Below are 16,423 nucleotides of genomic sequence, written 5' to 3'. Positions count from 1 at the left end.
CCAGTACCAGCACTACTTGAACCTGCACGGCGGTAAGCCGGTAAACCGCGTCATCCTGCTTACGCCCAACGAGGGGCTCTCCCACCAGCATCTGGCGGAGTTCCAGCTTTCGGGCATCGAGGCCGATCTGTTCTCCAAGGAAGGCTGGGGTCTCTTTCCCGGCCGCGCGGTGGAGATCCTCGATATCCACAAGCTGCGCGACGAGATGGGCGAGAAGACCGTGGCCGTGGAGGCCTTCGAGGGTAACAACCTGGTCCTGGTGGATGAAGGTCACCGCGGCACCAGCGGCACAAAAGAAGGTGCCTGGATGCAAAAGCGGAACCTGCTCTGCGAAAACGGATTCTCATTCGAGTACTCGGCGACCTTCGGCCAGGCGATGAACGCCAGCGAGAACCGCGAGCTGGAGCAAGTCTACGCCAAGTGCATTCTGTTCGATTACTCGTACAAGTACTTCTACGGCGACGGCTACGGCAAGGACTACCGCATCCTGAACCTGGCCGATGACTCAGACGAAACGATCCGCTGCAGGTATCTCACCGCTTGCCTTGTCACATTTTATCAACAGCTCAAGCTCTACCGCGATAAGGCGCATGAGTTTCGACCGTTCCTCATTGAGCGCCCGCTTTGGGTCTTCGTCGGCGGCAGCGTCAATGCGGTGCGCTCCGAAAACAAACGCAAAGTTTCCGACGTGGTGGACATTCTTTTGTTCTTGGCCAGTTTCGTGCGGGAGCGCAACACAAGCGTCGGGACGATTGAACGGCTGCTCAAGGGAAACTCTGGCTTGCTTGATCAACAGAACCGGGACATCTTCGCCGGGGCGTTTCAGTATCTGAACACCCTTGGCTTGACGCCCGACCAGGTCTTCGACGATATCCTGCACGTCCTCTTCCATGCTTCCACGACCGCCGCACTGCATGTGGAGAACTTGAAAGGTACGGATGGTGAGGTGGCGCTACGGCTGGGGGACAACGAGCCCTTTGGCGTGATCAACGTCGGCGACGTCTCGGCCCTTTGCAAGCTCTGCGAGGAACAGCAAGAACTTGTGGTCACAGAGAAGGCGTTCTCCGGTTCCCTATTCCGCACCCTGAATGATGAGGCGTCCACGATTAATATCCTCATTGGGTCCAAGAAGTTCACCGAGGGCTGGTCAAGCTGGCGGGTCAGCACCATGGGGCTGATGAACATTGGGCGGAACGAGGGGCCGCAGATCATTCAGCTCTTCGGGCGCGGTGTCCGGCTCAAGGGGAAGGACTTCTCGCTCAAGCGCAGCCGGCGGCTGGAAGGACAGGCCGTACCAAAACACATCGAGACCCTGGAGACGCTTAACATCTTCGGCATCCGCGCGGACTACATGCGCCAGTTCAAGGAGTACCTCGAGGACGAGGGCCTGCCGGCGAACGAGGACCGGATCGAGTTCGTGCTGCCGGTGATCAAGAACCTGGGGAGCAAGAAGCTGAAGATCGTGCGCCTCAAGGAGGGCGTCAATTTCAAAACAAATGGTCAAAAGCCAGTGCTCGACGACGAACCACCGGAGTTTTTAAGAAAGTACCCAGTCGTCCTCGACTGGTATCCCAAGCTACAGGCCATGGCCAGCGGCGCCGGTCGGACGAGCACGCAGTTGGCAGAGCGGGATCGGTGCTACTTCGAACAATCACACCTGGCGTTCTTCGATTTCGACGCGATCTACTTCGAGCTTCAACAGTTCAAGAACGAGCGTGCCTGGCACAACCTCACTCTTCCGCGCAAGAGCCTCCCGGCTCTCCTCGGGCGGAAGGACTGGTACGTCCTATTCATTCCCAAGGAGGAGATGCAGTTCTGGTCGTTCCAGCAGGTCCAGCGCTGGCAGGAGATTGCGGCGGCTCTCGTCAAGAAATACCTGGATCGCTACTACAAGTTCAAGAAACAGGAATTCGAGGGCGACCACCTGGAGTACCAGCAGCTGTCCGCGGACGATCCCAACTTCGTGAGCGAGTACCGATTGCTCATCGAGCAGTCGCGCGAGGACATTGTCCAGAAGCTGGAGGCGATCAAGAGCCTTATGGAAAGCGGACGCCTCAAAGAAGCAGAATTCTCTAAATTGGCTTTTGAGCAAGATTCCTTCAGAGCAATAGTTTTTGCTGGTCACCTTTACCAGCCGCTCATCTACGTCGGCAACAACCTGATCGAGGTTAAGCCTGTAGTGCTGGAGAATCAGGGTGAGCGCGATTTTGTTTTGGATCTTCAGAAGTTCTGCGAATCGAGTGATGGTGAGAACTTTCTTAAGGGCAAGGAGCTCTATCTGCTCCGCAACCTGAGTCGTGGTCGCGGCATCGGCTTTTTCGAGGCGGGTAACTTTTATCCTGACTTCATTCTTTGGCTTCTGGTGGATGGCAAGCAATATGTCTCATTCATCGACCCCAAGGGGCTACGGAATCTGGAGGGCCCGGAGGACCCGAAGATCCGATTCCACGAGACGATCAAGGAATTGGAGCGCCAACTGGATGACCCGACGGTGGTCCTAAATTCCTTCATCGTGGCCAGCACGCCCTTCAATCAGGTCAAATGGTGGAATGGCGGTATGACCAAGGAGGAGTTGGAGAAACGGAACGTTCTTTTCCAGCAGGAGGACAGGGATACCTACGTCAAAATACTTTTGAACAAAATACTTTTGAATACGTGCTTGCAATAGGGCACAATATCGCCGTCATTGCCGACGAGGTGTACCGCTGGCCATGCCAGTAGCCGTTGAATTTGGTCGTGGCTGATCCCTCCACCCAGGAGAGAAAACAACCCGGTAGTCGTCGTCTGCCCAAAGGCGCTAATTAGGTAATCGCTGTACAGGTCAAGAAATTTGCCATTTTGCATGCGCCAAGTTTACTCAAAACTGCGTAAGGTGAGTTAAAACTCAGAACTGACCAAGGCGGAGCAGGCGGAACCCCTGCAGCAGACCGGGGACACGGTGGGCAAGGCGGGACAGCTGGTTGAGAAGATTCAGAAGGTCATCTCCGTTGGCGTGCTCTCCGAGGGCTGGGATGGCAAGACGGTCACGCACATCATAGGGCTTCGAACCTTCACATTGCAGCTTCTGTGCGAGCAGGTGGTGGGCCGCGGCTTGCGGCGCAGGTCTTACGAAATCAACCCGGAGACGGGAGTGTTCGAGCCGGAGCATGTCGGAGTAGGTCAATATCGTTGGCCTGCTCTTTACCTTCTTGCCGCGTGAAGGCGCGCAAGACGGCCCTCTCCCCCACCTAAGACCGTTGTTGAACCGGACCCGGCCATTCCCCTGTTGCCCTTAGGCGACAGCACCCTGGGCCCGTTTGTTTATAGTTTTCATTTGCCTGAACCAGTCAATCAGTTGCTCTAGCTGTTTCTCCATCGGTTGGATCCCCAGACCCCGGACAGTAACTTTCCCTTGGCTATAGACAAAGCGGCTCTGCAGGTGGCTAGGGAGTTGCTCTAGGAGCAGCTTCCAAGCGGGTTCTGCCATGGGAGTTTCCAAGATCACGTGTTGCTTGCCTTCGGGACGAATGCGACGAATGCCGCACTGGCGGGCCAGTTGTTTAAGTTCCACTACCCGCAGCAGTTGTTGGACGGATTTGGGGAGAGGGCCGTAGCGATCGCTCCATTCCGCTGCCAATTGCATCAAGTCTTCTTTTGTTGCGGCAGCGGACACGGCGCGGTAGGCGGCCATCTTTTGCGCTAAGTCAGGCATATAGTCAGCGGGAATAAAGGCGGTGACATTTAGATCCACCTGGGTATCGTCTACCGTGGGAATCTCTTGACCGCGAATTTCAGCGATCGCCTCCTCTAGCAGCTCCACATAGAGATCAAAGCCGACGCTGTCTAGTTGACCATGCTGCTCGACCCCCAAGAGATTGCCAACACCGCGAATCTCCATGTCCCGCATCGCCAGTTGATAGCCCGATCCCAGTTGCGTAAATTCCTGAATGGCCCGCAGCCGTTGACGGGCGGCATCGGTGAGCACCTCTTGACGGGGGTAAAATAACCAGGCATGGGCCTGAATCCCAGCGCGTCCGACCCGCCCCCGCAGTTGGTAGAGTTGAGCCAAACCAAATTGCTGCGCATCCTCCACCAAAATGGTATTGACGCGGGGAATATCCAGGCCGGACTCAATGATGGTCGTACAAACAAGAAGATCGGCCTCGCCATTGCTAAAGCCAAGCATCGTGGATTCCAGTTCGCCTTCCGGCATCTGGCCATGGGCAATGAGAATCCGGGCGCCAGGCACCATTCCTTGGAGCTTTGCCGCCACCTCCTCAATGCCCTCAACCCGCGGGACAACATAGAACACTTGACCCCCCCGATCCAATTCTTGGCGAATGGCACTGCGCACTGTTTCTGGATCATAGGGGGCAAGGTGAGTTTGAATCGGACGCCGCGAGGGGGGAGGTGTGGTAATCAGGCTCATTTCCCGAACCCCCGACAGGGCCATATAGAGGGTGCGCGGAATCGGTGTCGCACTGAGGGTGAGGACATCCACTTGGGTTTTGAGGGTTTTGATTTTCTCCTTTTGGTTGACGCCAAAACGTTGTTCCTCATCCACCACCAGCAGTCCTAAGTCCCGGAATTTGACCGTTTTGCTCAGGAGTTGATGAGTTCCCACGACAACATCAATTTCGCCAGTTTTGAGTTTTTGTAGAATGTCTTGGCGCTCCCGCTCACTGCGAAAGCGGTTGAGTAGCCCCACTTGAATGGGATAGGGGGCAAAGCGTTCCTTGAGGGTATGGTAATGCTGCTGCGTCAGGATCGTGGTGGGGGCAAGAACGGCCACCTGTTTGCCCGCCATTACCGCCTTAAAGATGGCGCGAATTGCCACCTCGGTTTTACCAAAGCCAACATCCCCGCACACCAGCCGATCCATGGGGCGATCGCTCTCCATATCAGCCTTAACCTCTTGGATAGCCTTGAGTTGATCGGGGGTGGGTTGATAGGGGAATGAGTCCTCCATCTCCTGCTGCCACGGTGTATCCGGCGGGAAGGCAAAGCCCTGTTGTTGGGCGCGTTGGGCATAGAGTTGCAGCAGATCCACCGCCACTTTTTGGATGGCCTTGCGCACCCGGGCTTTGGTCCGTTCCCAAGTGTTGCCCGTTAATTTGTTGAGTTGGGGCACCCTATCTCCCTGGGTGCGGTAGCGGGAAAGACTGTTGAGTTGATCGGCAGCAACGCGGAGAATGCCATCCGCATACTGCAAAACTAAGTACTCGCGAGTTTCATTGTTAAAGGTAAGTGTCTCTAGGCGCAGAAACTGACCAATGCCGTGTTGGCGATGGACGACGTAGTCCCCCGGCTGCAGCTTGTTGAGATCCACCTGTTTGGCAGCAGCCCGGCGGCGTTTACGCACATAGCCCAGGTTGACAAGGTTCTGCTGGCCAAAGAACTCGCGATCGCTCACCAGCACCGTGCGAAACGTGGGCAAGATAAAGCCACTGATTTCCGCGAGACCGCTGGCCTTCAGGGCAATGGGCAGTCGCTGCTGTTGCAGCTTATCAATGGCCAGAAAATCCTTGGGATTGGGCACAAATTGGGCGGGGCAATCATGCTCCTGCAAAAGCGCCACGGAGCGACTCGGCTGCGCAGACACCAACCATACGGTATAGCCCTTGTCCCGTTCCTCCCGCAGCGTTGCCGCCAAGCGGCCAAATTGGTGAGGAATTGCTGGAACCGCCCGTGCTGACAAATTGAGACCTAGCCCCTCACTGGCCAGTTCATAGAGGTGCAGCCGTTGAAACCGCTCGAGGGCTTGGGCACTGGCAGACCAGGGGCGATGGATGGGGGGCGGTGGTGTTTCAAGGCTTTGCCAGTAGGTGTGAGTCTGTTCATACCAGCGATCGCCATGGGCAGCACACAAGGGAGGCTCATCCACAGCAATGAGGGTTTGGGCAGGCAAATAATCCAAGAGGGAAGCTGGCTCCGGAAAAGCCAACCCAAGATAGCGCCGCAGTCCCTCCTCATCCTCTGGAATCAGATGGGCGTGATCCGCTGCCCGCAGGGCTTGGGCAATCAGGGGGGTAAAACTAATGGGTGTCAGTGTCACCTGCTCAAGGACATCCAGGCGATCGCCCTCGGCGTGGAGCGAGCGTTGAGTGGCCGGATCAAACTCCCGAATGGACTCAATCTCATCGCCAAACCACTGCAAGCGTACTGGCAGTTCCGCCGAGACGGGGAAAATATCCACAATATCGCCGCGCCGACTCCACTGACCCTCCGTTTCTACTAAAGAAACCCGCTCATAACCTAGGGCTGCCAAGGTGGTGGCCACCTCCCCTAGGGCGTACTCTTGACCCACCTGCCAGGTTAAACAGGCAGCACGAAACTGCTCTGGTGGGGGCAAATGGGGTTGCAGTGCCCGTTCCGTGGTGACAATTGCAATATTGGGGCGATCGCTCTCAACTAAGACTTGCAGTTGCCCCCAGACCATCTCCGCTTCCAAGTCAAAGAGGTCATAGGGAGAGGCCGCCGGTGTCGGGTAAAAGAGAACCGCATCCCAACCCATGAGTTCCAATTGCGCCGCCCAGCGTCCCCCCTCCTCTAGGGTGGACGTAATCACACACAGCGATTGCTGACTCTGCTGGGCCAATGTAGTGGCCACCAAGCCCTTGACAAGGCGGGGCATCCCCGTAAGGACCAGTTCCCGTTGGTGTTGTAATTTGCTGAGCAGTTCAGCCGTCAGCGGCAGCTTACCCCAACTGCGGGGAATTGCCATCAAGGACATAGACAGTGTCGGCGCTAGGACTTTAGACTTGAATCTCTACCCCTTAGGGGAGCATTAGCAAATTAGCAAATAATCGAATCAAATAATCAAAATAATCAAATAATAAAGTCTTACACTCCACTCCTTCTCTAAAATAGGGGATACATCAAGGGGATGCAATCCAGAAACTTCGTTCATAATTATTGAAGAGATAGACTTCCCGACATTTGATGACGCGATCGCCCGATATTCCAGATATTGAGAGTCCCTCTCCTAACCCCTCAGCCATTGTTGACACTTCGTTTGAGGAAAACGTCCCCATTGACCCGGAGGATGAACTGCCCAACGAGGTGGAAATGTCCCTTTGGGATCACCTTGAGGAGTTGCGGCAGCGGCTCTTTGTTGTCCTCGGCACTGTTGCTGTCACCATTGTGCTCTGCTTTACCCAAGTCCGCTGGATCATTCAGTTCCTAGAAAAACCAGCCCAAGGCGCGAAGTTCCTGCAACTGAGTCCGGGGGAGTACTTTTTTGTCTCCTGTAAAGCGGCGGCCTACAGTGGCATTCTGCTAGCCACTCCAATGATTCTCTACCAAGCAATCCGTTTTATCCTGCCGGGATTGACACGGCGTGAGCAACGCTTGCTGGCACCGGTGGTTTTCGGTTCATCCCTTCTCTTTATTGCCGGTTTGGTGTTTGCCTATACCCTCTTGGCTCCCGCCGCCCTTGGCTTTTTCATTAGCTATGGGGCAGATGTGGTTGAGCAACTGTGGTCGATTGATCGCTATGTGGACTTTATTTTGCTGCTGCTGCTTGCCACTGGTCTCGCCTTTCAAGTCCCCATTCTGCAGTTGGTCCTCATTGCCCTAGGCATTGTCTCGATTCCGCAAATGCTCAGCCAATGGCGCTACGTGGTGATTATTGCCGTGGCCGTGGCAGCGGTCTTGACCCCCTCCATTGACCCGATTACTCAAGGCCTGTTGGCGGGTGCGCTGCTTGCTCTGTACTTTACGGGGATTGGCTTGGCTAAGCTCATGGGGGTGGGGCGTTCTTAAAATAGCCCCAAAAAAGACTCAATTAGAAAAGATGATTTTGGCGATAAAAATCAATTATTGCGATCGTCCCTAGAACTTATCAAGGCTCTCAATAGAGATGATATGCTGAGGTTGCTAAATCAGTGCGTTCCTTGGCGATCGCAAGAATGGCACCACTTTAACAGTTTTTTGTGTTTAGGAGCAGTCTTCATGCCCATTGCCCTTGGGATGGTGGAGGTACTGGGTCACCCCCCTGCCTTAGCTGTTGCGGATGTCATGGTGAAAGCGGCGCGCGTTACCCTTGTGGGCTATGAAGTGGTCAGTGGTGCTCGCCTGACAATTATTGTGCGCGGTGATGTTTCTGAAGTGCAAATTGCCGTTGCAGCGGGTGTCGAAGCCGCTAAGAAAATTCCAGCTCAGAGTCCCAAGGAAAAAACACTCTATTTATCATCAACAGTGATCCCGCGCCCCCACGAGAATTTAGAGGCCGTTTTCCCGAAAATGCGGTTCCAATATGGCGATGGCTGGGAGCGTTTTCTCGTTTAGCAGCCTTGAAAGGGCTTCGCCAAGTTTTCCTAATGAGCAAAACTTCACCGCTGAGATAATTGTCTTAGCGGGGAGCAGCCCACCCAACCAACTATCTCAACAGTGAAGCCTCAAAATCTCTAGGAAGCAGCTTTAGAGGGGTACCTAGGCCAGGCCAGTATTGACCCCGGGCTTACCCGTAAACAGTTCCACTTTCACAATTTTGCCACCCATTTTTTGGATGCGTTGTTGCTCGCGGAACCAGTTTTCGTAGGGCACCAGTTTCGTGAAATAGGTATTTTGCAGTTCGCGCTGGGTGCGAATACGGGTTTGACTCGGCACGCAGGCGGTAATTTTGAACATGCGCATGGAATGGGACTCCAAATCTGTGTGGGGGGATTACACGTCTGGGAGCTAAAGGCCAGATTCAGACTGTTTAAGCACAATTGCCATGACAGGCTGACACTCTAACCCCTAACTCCCAGACAGATGTGCGACTGGAGAGCTGTATCTAGCTTAAGCCAGAGCAGATGTAGTCAAAGTAGATGCCCATTTCTTTGCCGGCATCCGCACCCACCAAGCTGGCAGTGACTTCTTTCATGGCTTGGATGGCTTGCACAGTGGCAGCGATGGGCACGCCCAAGGAGTTGTAGGTTTCTTTCAAGCCATTGAGCACCCGCTCATCGAGGATAGAAGGATCCCCCGCCAACATGGCATAGGTGGCATAGCGCAGGTAGTAGTCGAGGTCGCGGATACAGGCTGCATAGCGACGAGTGGTATACATGTTGCCACCGGGACGGGTGATGTCAGAGTACAGCAGGGATTTGGCCACTGCTTCTTTGACAATGTTGGCGGCATTGGCACTGATCACACTCGCAGCCCGCACCCGCAGTTCACCAGTTGCGAAGTAAGCTTTCAGCTTCTCCATGGCGGCAGTGTCGAGGTATTTGCCTTGTACGTCAGAGGCGTTGATGACAGCGGTAATCGCGTCTTGCATAGTTCTTTTTCCTCAAAAACGATTTGGATGATGGATCAATCTAAGGATGCTGAGGCGACCTACTGCATGGCGCCAATCACGAAGTCAAAGTAAGAACCGGCTTCAGCGGCATCTTCCGCAGACAGCAGCGAGCAAGCAACGTTCTTCATGGCGCGAATCCCTTCGGCCACAGCGGGAATGGGGGTACCGAGGGAGTTGTACATTTCACGCACACCCACCAAACCAATTTCTTCGATGGGGGTGACATCACCAGCAACGATACCGTAGGTCACAAGCCGCAGGTAGTAGTCGAGGTCACGCAGGCAGGTGGCGGTCATTTCTTCACCGTAGGCATTGCCACCGGGGGAGACCACATCAGGCCGTTTTTGGAAGAGTTGATCGCCCGCTTGCTTGACAATGCGCTCGCGGTTTTCCGTCAGGGTTTGGGCAATGCGCAGACGGCGCTCGCCAGTGCTGACAAAGTTTTTGATGCGATCCAGTTCACCGGGGCTGAGGTAACGGGCCTCGGCATCTGCATTCACGATCGATTTCGTGACGACGCTCATTGAGTTCCTCCAAAGTTGGAATTGTAAAACAAGGGTCTTGATAATGTGGCATCTGCCATTGGAATGTTACGACTTACCGAACTCCTGAAGGAGAGAGGTACGGGGATTGACCCGACCAGCTGCCGTAACCTTCCGCAAACATTCTCAGGCATAGGGGGGACATCTCCCACATCATCGCAATCCTTTTTAACATTCTTAACGTTTTTTCAAAAATCTGCTAAGGGCAGCTATTCCAGCCATTCAATAATGCGGGTGCCAAGGTCGAGGGGAATATTCACAGCCTTGCCGAGGCGGGGCTTTTCACGGGTGGTCTCAATATAGGTGCAGACCTGCTGGGCACAGCCCCAGTCATTGAGGTGCTGCGCGATCGCCCCTAGGTGGGCAGCATAGTCTTCGGGGGTATCAGGATAAGAGGCCTGCTCAAGGTAGCGCCACATGACCTGCAAAAAGATGCGATGGCCAACGCGGCGAAACTGAAGATCAAAGGAGCGCCCCCATTTGCGCAGGAGCAAGGCATGGAGTTCATCACCAGTAAGGGGCGTCAGCATTGGTTCAGCCCTTGTGGTTGGGACGGCTCGGACAATGTGATAATAGTTAACAGACGTAATTATTTTACGGCTGTCCGTTTCGATTTCTTAGTAAATAAGCGTAAACCATGGCTCAAGTTTCTGGAATGTCCGATGTGCCCGATATGGGGCGGCGACAGTTTATGAATCTACTGACGTTTGGTACCATCACCGGTACGGCGTTGGGTGCCCTCTACCCTGTCGTCAAGTACTTCATTCCGCCCTCCAGTGGGGGCACAGGGGGGGGTGTGGTTGCCAAGGATGCCTTGGGCAAAGATATTAAGGTTTCCGAGTATCTCACAAAGCATCTGCCGGGCGATCGCTCCCTTGCCCAAGGGATTAAAGGGGATCCCACCTACGTGATTGTTACTGAGGATCACCAAATTGCCAATTACGGCTTGAATGCTGTCTGCACTCACCTTGGTTGCGTGGTCCCTTGGAATGTGAGTGAAAACAAGTTCATTTGCCCCTGCCACGGCTCTCAATACGACAGCACAGGTAAAGTGGTGCGTGGCCCCGCTCCCCTCTCCTTGGCACTAGTGAATGCCACTGTAACCGAAGATGACAAACTGGTGTTTACCCCCTGGACGGAAACCGATTTCCGCACGGGCAAAGAACCTTGGTGGACGTAAAAAGAAATTTAGGGAGTGGTATGAAACACTTGTTCAAATCCTTGATGCTGGCGATCGCCCTTGCCGCCAGTGTACTTCTCTGGTCACCGCAAGCGCAGGCCTATCCATTCTATGCCCAGCAGGGATACGACAGTCCTCGGGAAGCCACCGGTCGGATTGTCTGTGCCAACTGCCACTTAGCTGCGAAGCCCATCCAAGTCGAAGTGCCCCAAGCCGTTACCCCCGATGCCGTTTTTGAAGCGGTGGTGAAAATTCCCTACGACACCAGTGTGCAACAGGTGCTGGGGGATGGCTCTAAGGGGGGTCTGAATGTCGGTGCGGTGCTGATGCTGCCAGAGGGCTTCAAAATTGCTCCCCCCGATCGCCTCCCCGAGGAGCTGCAAGCCAAAACCAGCGGCATTTACTACCAACCCTACAGTGACGATAAGCAAAACATTATTCTGGTGGGGCCGCTACCGGGTGAGCAGTATCAGGAAATTGTTTTCCCCATCCTCGCCCCCAACCCAGCGACGGATAAATCCATCCACTTCGGTAAATACTCTGTCCATGCCGGGGGCAATCGCGGTCGCGGCCAAGTCTATCCCAATGGCGAAAAGAGCAACAACAATGTCTTTACGGCACCGATTGCGGGCACGATTACGAGTATTACCGCTAACCCCGATGGCAGCACGGCGGTGGTGATTACCCCCGAGAGTGGCGAAGCAGTGACGGAAACCATTCCCGCTGGTCCTGAGCTCATTGTCGGTGAAGGCCAAACGGTGGCCGCTGGTGCAGCCCTGACTAACAATCCCAATGTGGGTGGTTTTGGCCAAAAAGACACGGAAATTGTCCTTCAGGATCCCAACCGCATTAAGTGGTTGCTGGTCTTCTTTGCTGCCATTACACTGTCCCAGATTCTCTTGGTGTTGAAGAAGAAACAGGTGGAGAAAGTACAAGCAGCAGAGATGAGCTTTTAGGGAGTTGTATCCCCAACGGTCGTGCGATACCTCCATGACACGATTGTGGCGATCGCCACGGCTATTGTGCCCCAGCAAGGGAGTATCGGCATTGTCCGTCTCTCCGGAGCCAAAGCGGTAGCGATTGCCCAATCTTTATTTGAGGCCCCTGGCAAGCAGCCTTGGGAATCCCACCGTATTCTCTATGGCTATGTCCGAGACCCCCAAACCAAGGAACGGGTAGATGAAGCGCTCCTACTTTTAATGCTTGCTCCCCGCTCCTATACCCGCGAAGATGTGGTGGAATTTCATTGCCACGGTGGCTTGATACCGGTACAGCGAGTGCTGCAATTGTGTATTGCTGCGGGTGCCCGCCTCGCAGATCCGGGGGAATTTACGCTGCGTGCTTTCCTCAACGGTCGCCTTGATCTCACCCAAGCTGAGAGTGTGGCTGAACTGGTGGCTGCCCAATCCACCGCAGCCGCCCAAATCGCCCTCGCCGGCCTCACGGGTAAATTGGCTCGTCCCCTCCAGCAGATTCGGCAAACTTGCTTATCTCTGTTGGCAGAAATTGAAGCGCGCCTAGACTTTACCGATGAGCTACCTCCCCTGGATCCAGCAGCCATTGCTGAACAAATTCGCCAGTTACAACACCAAGTAGAGGTGTTTTTAGCCACGGCAGAGCGGGGAGCGCTGATCCGCACCGGGCTGAAAGTGGCAATTGTTGGCCGGCCCAATGTGGGGAAGTCCAGTTTGCTGAATGCTTGGAGTCGGAGCGATCGCGCCATTGTCACCGATTTGCCGGGCACCACCCGTGATATTGTTGAGTCTCAATTGGTAGTCGGTGGGATTCCAATCCAAGTGCTTGATACCGCAGGTATTCGCGAGACCGATAACCTTGTGGAACAAATTGGCGTCCAGCGATCGCGCCAAGCCGCCCTCAGCGCTGATCTCATCCTCTTTGTCATTGATGCTAGTCAAGGGTGGACAGCTGCAGATCAGGAGATTTACGACCAACTCCAGCTGCAACGGCGGCGGCAGCAAGCGCCTCAGTCAGTCTTGGTGGTTTTGAACAAAGCGGATCTCCTCAGTGAAACCGTAGAAGTTAAAGATATTCTATTGCCCATTGCCCCCATTCCCACCGTACTGCTCTCGGCTCTCAGTCAAAGGGGAATTGAGCAGCTCGAGGAGGCCATTTTAGACCTTGTCCAGGGTCGAGGGGTGAGCGCCGCCAACCTAGACTTTGCGATCAACCAACGCCAAGCCGGGCTCTTGGAGCAGGTCCACCAATCCCTCAATCATGTGCTGGCGGCCATTGATGCCCAACTGCCCCTGGATTTTTGGACAATTGATCTGCATGCGGCTGCCCGTGCCCTTGGCACATTGACGGGGGAAGAGGTCAGCGAGTCAATCCTCACAGAAATCTTTAGCCGCTTTTGTATTGGTAAATAGGCTATGCTGGGCAAAACCAGTTATCGTTTTCTTCTTCCCTACGTATTGCGCTATTGGCGAACCCTCTCCCTAGCACTGTTGTGTACGGTGGGCTTTGTGGGCACGGCCCCCTTGGCTGCCCAGTTAGTGGGTCAAACCTCTGAACTTGTGGGGACCGGCAATGTGAGGCAGTTATTACCGTGGGCAGTGGCTGCCATCCTGCTCTTTCTTTGGCGGGGGATCTGTCAATTTGGTCAAGATGTGTTGATGGCCGATGCTGCTTTTCGGGTGGTTTACGATATTCGCCTAATTTTGTATGCCCACCTGCATCGCCTTGGGGTGGATTTTTTTGAGCGCATGGGTAGCGGTGATCTCACCTACCGATTAGCGGGGGATGTGGAGGCGATCGCGATCGCCATAATTAGAGTGTTTCAACAACTTTTGCCGGCCCTGCTAACGGCGATCGCCCTCATGGCCTATATGTTCTGTCTCAACTGGCCACTCACCCTAGCGGCTTTGATCATCACTCCCCTGATGGTGGCCGCAATCAGTTGGTTTGGTGAGCGCTTACGCACTGCTTCGCGGCGTAATCAAGATGCCCTTGGCGGACTGTCCTCCTACCTTACGGAAACCTTCGCGGGAATTCGCTTAATCAAGGCATTTGCCACGGAGGAGACGATCTTTCAACGCTTTCAGCAAGAGGTGGAAAGGAACCGCCGGGCCTATTTTCAAATTGCTCGGATTCAGGCAACGCAGTACCCTGTGGTGGGTTTCTTAGAAGCCTTGAGTATCATGAGCTTGTTTCTGCTTGGGACATGGCAAATTGGCGCCGGCAATCTCACACCCGCGCAATTGATTAGCTTTGGCGCCGCTGCCGCTTTACTCATCGATCCCGTCAATCAAATCTCCAGCAGCTATAGCTCCCTCAAAGTTGCTGAAGCCTCTTTGGATCGCAGTTTTAGCCTATTGGCGATTGCACCGAATGTGCAAGAAGTCAGGGATGCCCAACCCTTACCCCCCATTACTGGCAAAGTAGAATACCGCCATGTGTGGTTTGCCTATGAGCCTGATCAACCCGTGCTCCAAGAGTTCAATCTCCTGGTGCAGCCTGGGGAAGTGGTGGCGCTGGTTGGCCATTCCGGGGCAGGCAAGTCAACCCTCATTAACCTCCTCCTGCGGTTCTACGATCCCCAAGCAGGGCAAATTCTCATTGATGGCATTGATATTAAAACCGTGACCCTCAAAAGCCTGCGGCGTCAAATTGGCATTGTGCCCCAGGAAACAATACTGTTTTCAGGCACCATTGCTGAAAATATTGCCTTTGGGGATTCTGAACCCGATTGGGAGCGACTGGTTGAGGCAGCCAAAATTGCCAATGCCCATGACTTTATTACTCAGCTTCCCGATGGTTATCAAACATGGCTCGGGGAGAGGGGTATCAATCTCTCAGGCGGCCAACGGCAGCGCCTGGCGATCGCCCGTGCCATTTATGCCGATCCGCGGATTTTAATTTTGGATGAGGCAACCTCCGCTTTGGACGCCGAATCAGAGACCTTAGTGCAAGATGCTTTGGAGAAGGCAATGAAGGGGCGTACCGCCTTTATTATTGCCCACCGTTTGGCCACGGTGCGTCGCGCCGATCGCATTCTTGTTCTAGAGCAGGGGCGGATCATTGAAAGTGGCACTCACCAAGAACTGCTTGCCCAGTCTGCCCGCTATGCCCAGTTCTACACCCAGCAGTATCTCCCAGACGCGGAATGACCTTTTTTCTGATGGGCTGGCCCTTTGGGTTCGTTCTATCTTCTGAATTTGGGATGGGATGTTTCCTCGACGGCGGGATGTGAAAATAGACGTTGAATTCTCAGATCAGCGAGGACGGCCATGGGGAGCATTATTTCTGTGCATTCTTTTCGCGGGGGCACAGGCAAATCAAATACAACCGCAAATCTGGGCTGTACCTTGGCGATATTGGGCTATCGGGTGGCGATCGTAGACACCGATATTCAATCCCCCGGTATCCATGTGCTCTTTGGCCTTGAGTCGGCAGATACGGAAAATGCCCTGAATGATTACCTGTGGGGACGCTGTGACATTACCGATGTGGCCCGTGATGTCAGCCATCTCATTACTGCCCATGGCCAGCAAGCCAAAGGAGCCATCTATCTTATTCCTTCTAGCCTCAAAACTAGTGAAATTACCCGTGTCTTGCGGGAGGGCTACGATGTCGGCCTGCTCAATGATGGTTTTCAGCAGTTGCTGCAAGGGCTGAATCTGGACTTTTTGCTGATTGATACCCACCCAGGACTGAATGAGGAAACCCTGCTGTCGATTACGATTTCCGATGCCTTGGTACTGATTCTGCGACCCGATCGCCAAGACTTTCAAGGGACAGCGGTCACCGTTGATGTGGCGCGACAGCTTGATGTGCCGAAAATGGTCATGGTGGTTAACAAAGTCCCCAGTGCTTTTAATCAAGACTCCCTCAAGCAGCAGGTGGAGACGACCTATGGTGTGCCGGTTGCGGGCATCCTACCTGTTTGTGAAGAGATGTTTCAACTGGGGAGCAGCGACATTTTCTGTTTACGCTACCCTGAGCATCCCTACAGTCTTATTGTCAGGAGTGTTGTGCAGCATTTGTTGGATTAGGATAGCCTAGGAGTAGGGACGGTTATTTTGATCCTTTCTGGGTGCCACTGCCGTTGAGGAACACTACCGATCATGAATAGTCAAGACGCCAGCAGTGATTCCGAGAGGTGTCTCAATCCAGCAGATTTACTGGTTTTGCCCGAGCGCCAGCGATCCCTTTTGACACTGATGATGCGCCAGCCGATGCCCTGCACTGTGCCAGAATTGGCTAACCAGCTGCACTGGTCTGCCCAGGACGTCAGCGCTACCCTCGCGGAGGTTCTTCAACTGGGCTACGTAACAGTTGACAATGACACCTACCGAGTTAAATTCGGACGGCGTACCCCGCGCGTCCAAGCCAAGGGTCAATCTCCCCGTGTCGCGGCGGTTTGGGACAAGTTGGGCTAGGTCTCAAGCGGAGGTTTTCAGTCACTTCCTCTAAATT

Annotated in this window: 14 protein-coding genes and 1 pseudogene; 10 read left to right on the top strand and 5 right to left on the bottom strand. The window is 54.3% G+C overall.

Translation table 11 applies throughout. The features are described 5' to 3' along the window. Both H8Q75_RS06170 and H8Q75_RS06165 read left to right on the top strand, forming a co-directional pair. Positions 1-2,668: hypothetical protein (locus tag H8Q75_RS06170; RefSeq protein ID WP_297040921.1), on the top strand; the 2,668-nt coding region annotated here is incomplete at its 5' end. Between the two features lie 222 nt (positions 2,669-2,890). After that, positions 2,891-3,256: pseudogene (locus tag H8Q75_RS06165) on the top strand (type III restriction endonuclease subunit R); the annotation flags it as partial. A gap of 15 nt (positions 3,257-3,271) precedes the next feature. Here H8Q75_RS06165 and mfd read toward each other — a convergent pair. Beyond that, positions 3,272-6,712 carry a transcription-repair coupling factor gene (mfd, locus tag H8Q75_RS06160; RefSeq protein ID WP_297040919.1) on the bottom strand — a complete coding sequence of 1,147 codons (3,441 nt, stop codon included), beginning with the start codon at positions 6,710-6,712 and terminating at the stop codon, positions 3,272-3,274. Positions 6,713-6,921: 209 nt separating this feature from the next. On the opposite strand from mfd, the gene tatC reads away from it, so the two are divergent. Together tatC and H8Q75_RS06150 are read left to right on the top strand one after the other, a co-directional pair. Then, positions 6,922-7,743, top strand: coding sequence for a twin-arginine translocase subunit TatC (tatC, locus tag H8Q75_RS06155; RefSeq protein WP_024125879.1), 822 nt, complete (start codon positions 6,922-6,924; stop codon positions 7,741-7,743). 189 nt (positions 7,744-7,932) lie between these two features. After that, on the top strand, positions 7,933-8,268 hold the full coding sequence (locus H8Q75_RS06150; RefSeq protein WP_024125880.1) for a carbon dioxide-concentrating mechanism protein CcmK: 336 nt from the start codon (positions 7,933-7,935) through the stop codon (positions 8,266-8,268). Positions 8,269-8,412: 144 nt separating this feature from the next. On the opposite strand, the gene H8Q75_RS06145 is transcribed toward H8Q75_RS06150, so the two are convergent. The 4 genes from H8Q75_RS06145 to H8Q75_RS06130 all read right to left on the bottom strand — a co-directional run bounded on the left by H8Q75_RS06145 (position 8,413) and on the right by H8Q75_RS06130 (position 10,337). After that, positions 8,413-8,616: a phycobilisome linker polypeptide gene (locus tag H8Q75_RS06145; RefSeq protein WP_011056799.1), complete on the bottom strand. Its 204-nt coding sequence runs from the start codon at positions 8,614-8,616 to the stop codon at positions 8,413-8,415. Positions 8,617-8,758: 142 nt separating this feature from the next. Further along, positions 8,759-9,244 carry an allophycocyanin subunit beta gene (gene apcB, locus H8Q75_RS06140; protein WP_011056800.1) on the bottom strand — a complete coding sequence of 162 codons (486 nt, stop codon included), beginning with the start codon at positions 9,242-9,244 and terminating at the stop codon, positions 8,759-8,761. 59 nt (positions 9,245-9,303) lie between these two features. Beyond that, positions 9,304-9,789, bottom strand: coding sequence for an allophycocyanin subunit alpha (gene apcA / locus H8Q75_RS06135; RefSeq protein WP_011056801.1), 486 nt, complete (start codon positions 9,787-9,789; stop codon positions 9,304-9,306). A gap of 227 nt (positions 9,790-10,016) precedes the next feature. Next, a complete protein-coding gene (locus H8Q75_RS06130) occupies positions 10,017-10,337 on the bottom strand; it encodes a DUF3067 family protein (RefSeq protein ID WP_024125881.1) in 321 nt (106 codons plus the stop codon). A 107-nt stretch (positions 10,338-10,444) separates the two neighbouring features. Between H8Q75_RS06130 and petC the strand changes: the two genes are divergently transcribed. The 6 genes from petC to H8Q75_RS06100 all read left to right on the top strand — a co-directional run bounded on the left by petC (position 10,445) and on the right by H8Q75_RS06100 (position 16,386). Then, on the top strand, positions 10,445-10,987 hold the full coding sequence (gene petC / locus H8Q75_RS06125; RefSeq protein WP_024125882.1) for a cytochrome b6-f complex iron-sulfur subunit: 543 nt from the start codon (positions 10,445-10,447) through the stop codon (positions 10,985-10,987). A 20-nt stretch (positions 10,988-11,007) separates the two neighbouring features. Beyond that, positions 11,008-11,943 (top strand): cytochrome f, encoded by a 936-nt coding sequence (gene petA, locus H8Q75_RS06120; RefSeq protein WP_024125883.1) that lies wholly within the window; start codon positions 11,008-11,010, stop codon positions 11,941-11,943. A gap of 21 nt (positions 11,944-11,964) precedes the next feature. After that, a complete protein-coding gene (mnmE, locus tag H8Q75_RS06115; protein ID WP_024125884.1) occupies positions 11,965-13,374 on the top strand; it encodes a tRNA uridine-5-carboxymethylaminomethyl(34) synthesis GTPase MnmE in 1,410 nt (469 codons plus the stop codon). A 3-nt stretch (positions 13,375-13,377) separates the two neighbouring features. After that, positions 13,378-15,114, top strand: a complete 1,737-nt coding sequence (locus H8Q75_RS06110; protein ID WP_024125885.1) for an ABC transporter ATP-binding protein — start codon at positions 13,378-13,380, stop codon at positions 15,112-15,114. 120 nt (positions 15,115-15,234) lie between these two features. Further along, positions 15,235-15,999, top strand: coding sequence for a MinD/ParA family protein (locus H8Q75_RS06105; protein ID WP_024125886.1), 765 nt, complete (start codon positions 15,235-15,237; stop codon positions 15,997-15,999). A 72-nt stretch (positions 16,000-16,071) separates the two neighbouring features. After that, complete coding sequence (locus H8Q75_RS06100; protein WP_024125887.1) at positions 16,072-16,386, top strand: MarR family transcriptional regulator; 315 nt, start codon at positions 16,072-16,074, stop codon at positions 16,384-16,386. Positions 16,387-16,423 lie beyond the last annotated feature (37 nt).

Origin of the sequence: Thermosynechococcus sp. OHK43, assembly GCF_014466085.1 — a bacterium.
GTDB lineage: Bacteria > Cyanobacteriota > Cyanobacteriia > Thermosynechococcales > Thermosynechococcaceae > Thermosynechococcus.
Note: the sequence above shows the minus strand (reverse complement) of the source record. Positions and strands in the feature narration are given on the sequence as shown.